Consider the following 3,605-nt stretch of genomic DNA (forward strand, 5'->3'; position numbering starts at 1 on the left):
TGCGGCTGCGGCGGCGCATGCTGCGAAGGCCGCCGGGGCGTGATGCGTCATCACTGCCCTACCAGCAGGAACACTGCACACTGGATGCCGATCGCCAGGACGGCTACCGCCGCGCACAGTTGAGCCCAGCCGCCATAGTGAAGTGCCCCATCTGCGTGGAGTGATGCGTGGGCCCTGCGGTATCCCCACGCAGTGAGCGAGTAGGCGAGTACCGCGAGTCCCGCGGCGAGGAGTCCTCCGAAAACCGCGAGCACGCCCAGTGCTTCCACCATGAACCTCATGGCAACCAGACTGGTGACGCCGAAGGATAGGCAAGTGCGCCGCCATGCGAGCAATGTCCGCTCAGGCTGAAGGCCCGAGTCGAAGACAGCATTGTGCTGAGAATTCATGCGTACATACCGATCGTGACAAGTGCGGCAGCAAGCACCACGCCCAGCACGAGAACCGCACCGGTCGAGAGACCCGGCAACGGTTCTGCACGACGCAACGAACGCTCGGTGGCCCGCCATCCAACCCAGGCCTGCACGACAGCGAAAGTACCGAGGATTAAGAACACAGCGGCAGCGGCAATGCGCCACCCCGTTGCTTCCGGAAGTGCGAGTGCTTCGAGCGCGAAGGCGGCTGCGTACATGGCCAGCGCCGTTCGCAGCCAGGCGAGGAAGGTGCGTTCATTGGCAAGACTGAACCGCGGGTCAGGTTCCTTCCCCTCCCGGTAGACGCTCTGGGGGAATCGGCGGGAAGGATTCACCGCTCACCCTTTCGTCGCGACACGGTGCGGAATCCACCATTGCCCATCGAAGAGTCGGGAGTGTTCTGCGAGCGTGCAGAGTTGCGGTAGCGGTTGCAGTAGGAGACGTGGCAGAGGTAGCTGCCTCCGCGCATGATCCGGGTATCGCCCTGCTCTGGGCCGACGGGATTCGCCACGACGCTCCGTTGCTCCGCCGTGGTGCCGCGCCGGTAGGTCGCTGGATGAAACCAGTCCTGGCACCACTCCCACACGTTCCCGACGCTCTGCCACAGCCCGTATCCGTTGGGGGTGAAGGTGCGGACGGGCGCGGTGGTGAGGAACCCGTCCTCAAGTGTGTTTTTGCTCGGGAATTCGCCCTGCCAAATGTTCGCGCGCCAGCCGCCTTCGTCGACTTCCTCGTCGCCCCAGGGGTACTTCGCCCCGTCGATCCCGCCCCGCGAGGCGTACTCCCACTCGGCCTCGGTGGGCATCCGCCGGCCGGCCCACTCGCAGTATGCCTGAGCGTCGTTCCAGCTGACGTGGACAACCGGGTGGTCACCGCGCCTCTGGAGATCGGTGTGGGCACCGCCGGGGTGCCGCCAATCCGCGGCCTTCACTCCTGCCCACCACGGTGTGCCTGCCGCAGGGCCCATAACGTCCTCCGCTGGAGCTTCGATCGCGAGGTGGAAGACGGCGGAGAACCCGAAGCTCTCCGCCTCGGTGACGTACCCCGTGTCCTGAACGAACAGCGCGAAGGCGTCGTTGGTCACCGTGGTCGCGTCGATCTCGAAGGCGTCGATTGCGACCTCGTGGAGGGGGGCCTCGCCGTCAGCCCGGTTTCGATCGCCTGAGGAGTCGCCCATGGTGAAGGTGCCGCAAGGGATTGAAACCTGCTCGATAGTGTGCCGACCGCTCGGGGCAGACGTGGCCCGATCTCCTCGCATTGAGTAGAGCGGATGCATTGGGATCTGGATCAGTTGCTCGCGTTGTGGCGTGCCGCAGCCGCACCCGCAGCCGGAGGTCGAAGTGTCCTCGTTGTCCATCGGAATCCTCCTGGTGGGGTTCACTGTTGAGAGAATATGTAAGGTTCAGGCGCCCGGCGGCGTCGGTGTCCGGGCGTCCCGATGTGCAAGGCCGTCCCCTCATCAAAACACTCAATCGTTTGAGGCTTCAACTCAAACGTTTGATTACTTAGCGTGAACACGTCCACCCCTCCCGGTCTCGATGAAGAGAGCACCCATGAGCACCGTTGCTGCACCCCTCGCCGCGCCCCGCCTCGCGCCCGCCCCACCGTTCGGAATCCGCGACCGGATCGGCTATATGTTCGGCGATCTCGGGAACGACTTCACGTTCCTGCTCGCCTCTGCATACTTGATGGTCTACTACACCAACGTCGCAGGCCTGAACCCCGCGCACGTCGGCATCATCTTCCTTGCCGCTCGACTCATTGACGCCTTCACCGACGTAGGCTGGGGCCGTTTCCTCGACCGCCACCGGCCCAGCCCTTCAGGGCGGTTCCGCCCCTGGATCCGCCGAATTGCGATCCCCGTCGCCGTCGCGAGCGCACTCATGTACGTCCCGTTCGTGGCCGACTGGGACTACGGACTCAAGCTCGCCTACGCCGGCGCGACCTACCTGCTGTGGGGATCGGCCTGCTACACCGTCGCCAACATTTCGTACGGCTCCATGGCATCCGTCCTCACGACCGTGCCTGGAGAGCGTGCATCGCTGTCAGTCTTCCGCGGAATCGGGGCGAACAGCGCAGGCCTGTTCGTCTCATTGGTCCCGCCGCTCGTCATCTACGGCATGGTTGACGGCACTTCCCAGCTGCTCCCAGGACGGCTCTTCACGGTCGCCATCGTGTTCTCCGCTTTGGCCGCTGTCTGGTACTTCGTATGCTCCGCCAACGTTCGCGAGCGAGTTGCAGCTCCCCCGCGTACGCCCACCGCACGGTCGCTCCCCGCGCTCCTGCGCTCCCTCGCCAGTAGCCGCCCGCTGATCGCCCTCATCTCCGCCAACATCGTCATCATGCTCGGTTCCCTCCTGTACGGGACGATGGCCGCATACCTGTGGCTCTACCACTTCAACGATGGAGCCCTTTCCGGTCCAGCACAACTGGCGTCGTTCCTCCCTGGTCTGCTGCTATCGCCGATAGCCGCACGCCTGGCCGCGCGCTGGGGGAAGAAGGAAGTCGTTACTGCCTCGCTATTCGGCGCCGGCGCGCTGTACTTGGTGCTCTTCTTCCTGCACATCACTTCGCCGTGGATGTTCATCGGCCTCGCTTTCCTCGCAGGCTTCGGACTTGGGTTCTATAACCTGCTCATCTGGGCACTCATCGGCGACATCATCGACGCGGAGGAAGTCCGCAGCGGCGAACGTGACGACGGCACCGTCTACGCCGTCAACACCTGGGCACGCAAGGTTGGACAGGCGGTTGCAGGCGGCGTCGGCGGATTCGCCCTTGCACTGATCGGGTTCCGCTCCGGCGAGTTGACCCAGGCAGCCTCCACGGTGGACGGCATCTACCAGTTCTCGACCCTCGCCCCGGGGCTGCTGTACTTGCTCGCCGGCGTAATCCTCCTCCTGGCTTACCCCCTGAACCGCACGACCGTGATCGAGAACGGTCGTACGCTCGACGGACGCCGCGACGCGCTGGAAAGAGAGTCCTGATGCCTAGGCCAACGATGAAGGACATAGCCCATCGGGCATCAGTGTCCATCTCCACCGTTTCCTACGCCCTCAACGACAACTCTCACGTCCATATCGCCCCAGAGACGCGAGCACGCGTGCGCCGTATCGCCAAGGAGCTCGGCTACACACCCAACGCGATGGCTCGCTCCCTGCGCGCCCGCTCCAGCCGGACGGTTGGTGTGGTCAA

5 protein-coding genes are annotated in these 3,605 nt (G+C 64.5%); 2 read left to right on the top strand and 3 right to left on the bottom strand.

Annotated elements, in window-relative coordinates:
• Positions 1 to 50: 50 nt before the first annotated feature.
• Genes ACT3SQ_RS19045 through ACT3SQ_RS19055 form a run of 3 tightly spaced genes read right to left on the bottom strand, consistent with a single transcriptional unit; the run spans position 51 to position 1,689 of the window.
• Positions 51 to 389 carry a DUF202 domain-containing protein gene (locus ACT3SQ_RS19045; protein ID WP_442332825.1) on the bottom strand — a complete coding sequence of 113 codons (339 nt, stop codon included), beginning with the start codon at positions 387 to 389 and terminating at the stop codon, positions 51 to 53.
• Complete coding sequence (locus tag ACT3SQ_RS19050; RefSeq protein WP_442332826.1) at positions 386 to 748, bottom strand: YidH family protein; 363 nt, start codon at positions 746 to 748, stop codon at positions 386 to 388. Before ACT3SQ_RS19050 ends, ACT3SQ_RS19045 begins: the two co-directional genes overlap by 4 nt.
• Positions 745 to 1,689: a formylglycine-generating enzyme family protein gene (locus ACT3SQ_RS19055; RefSeq protein ID WP_444601604.1), complete on the bottom strand. Its 945-nt coding sequence runs from the start codon at positions 1,687 to 1,689 to the stop codon at positions 745 to 747. The genes ACT3SQ_RS19050 and ACT3SQ_RS19055 overlap by 4 nt, the downstream gene beginning before the upstream one ends.
• A 277-nt stretch (positions 1,690 to 1,966) precedes the next feature.
• On the opposite strand from ACT3SQ_RS19055, the gene ACT3SQ_RS19060 reads away from it, so the two are divergent.
• Both ACT3SQ_RS19060 and ACT3SQ_RS19065 read left to right on the top strand, forming a co-directional pair.
• Positions 1,967 to 3,397 carry an MFS transporter gene (locus ACT3SQ_RS19060; protein ID WP_442332828.1) on the top strand — a complete coding sequence of 477 codons (1,431 nt, stop codon included), beginning with the start codon at positions 1,967 to 1,969 and terminating at the stop codon, positions 3,395 to 3,397.
• A 14-nt stretch (positions 3,398 to 3,411) separates the two neighbouring features.
• A partial coding sequence (locus ACT3SQ_RS19065; protein ID WP_444601605.1) for a LacI family DNA-binding transcriptional regulator occupies positions 3,412 to 3,605 on the top strand: 194 nt, incomplete at its 3' end.

Source organism: Brachybacterium sp. AOP42-C2-15 (assembly GCF_052377065.1).
Lineage (GTDB): Bacteria > Actinomycetota > Actinomycetes > Actinomycetales > Dermabacteraceae > Brachybacterium.

Coding starts and splice junctions, on each gene's coding strand:
- ACT3SQ_RS19045 (WP_442332825.1), bottom strand. CDS start 389: ATGAATTCTCAGCACAATGCTGTCTTCGACTCGGGCCTTCAGCCTGAG.
- ACT3SQ_RS19060 (WP_442332828.1), top strand. CDS start 1,967: ATGAGCACCGTTGCTGCACCCCTCGCCGCGCCCCGCCTCGCGCCCGCC.
- ACT3SQ_RS19055 (WP_444601604.1), bottom strand. CDS start 1,689: ATGCATCCGCTCTACTCAATGCGAGGAGATCGGGCCACGTCTGCCCCG.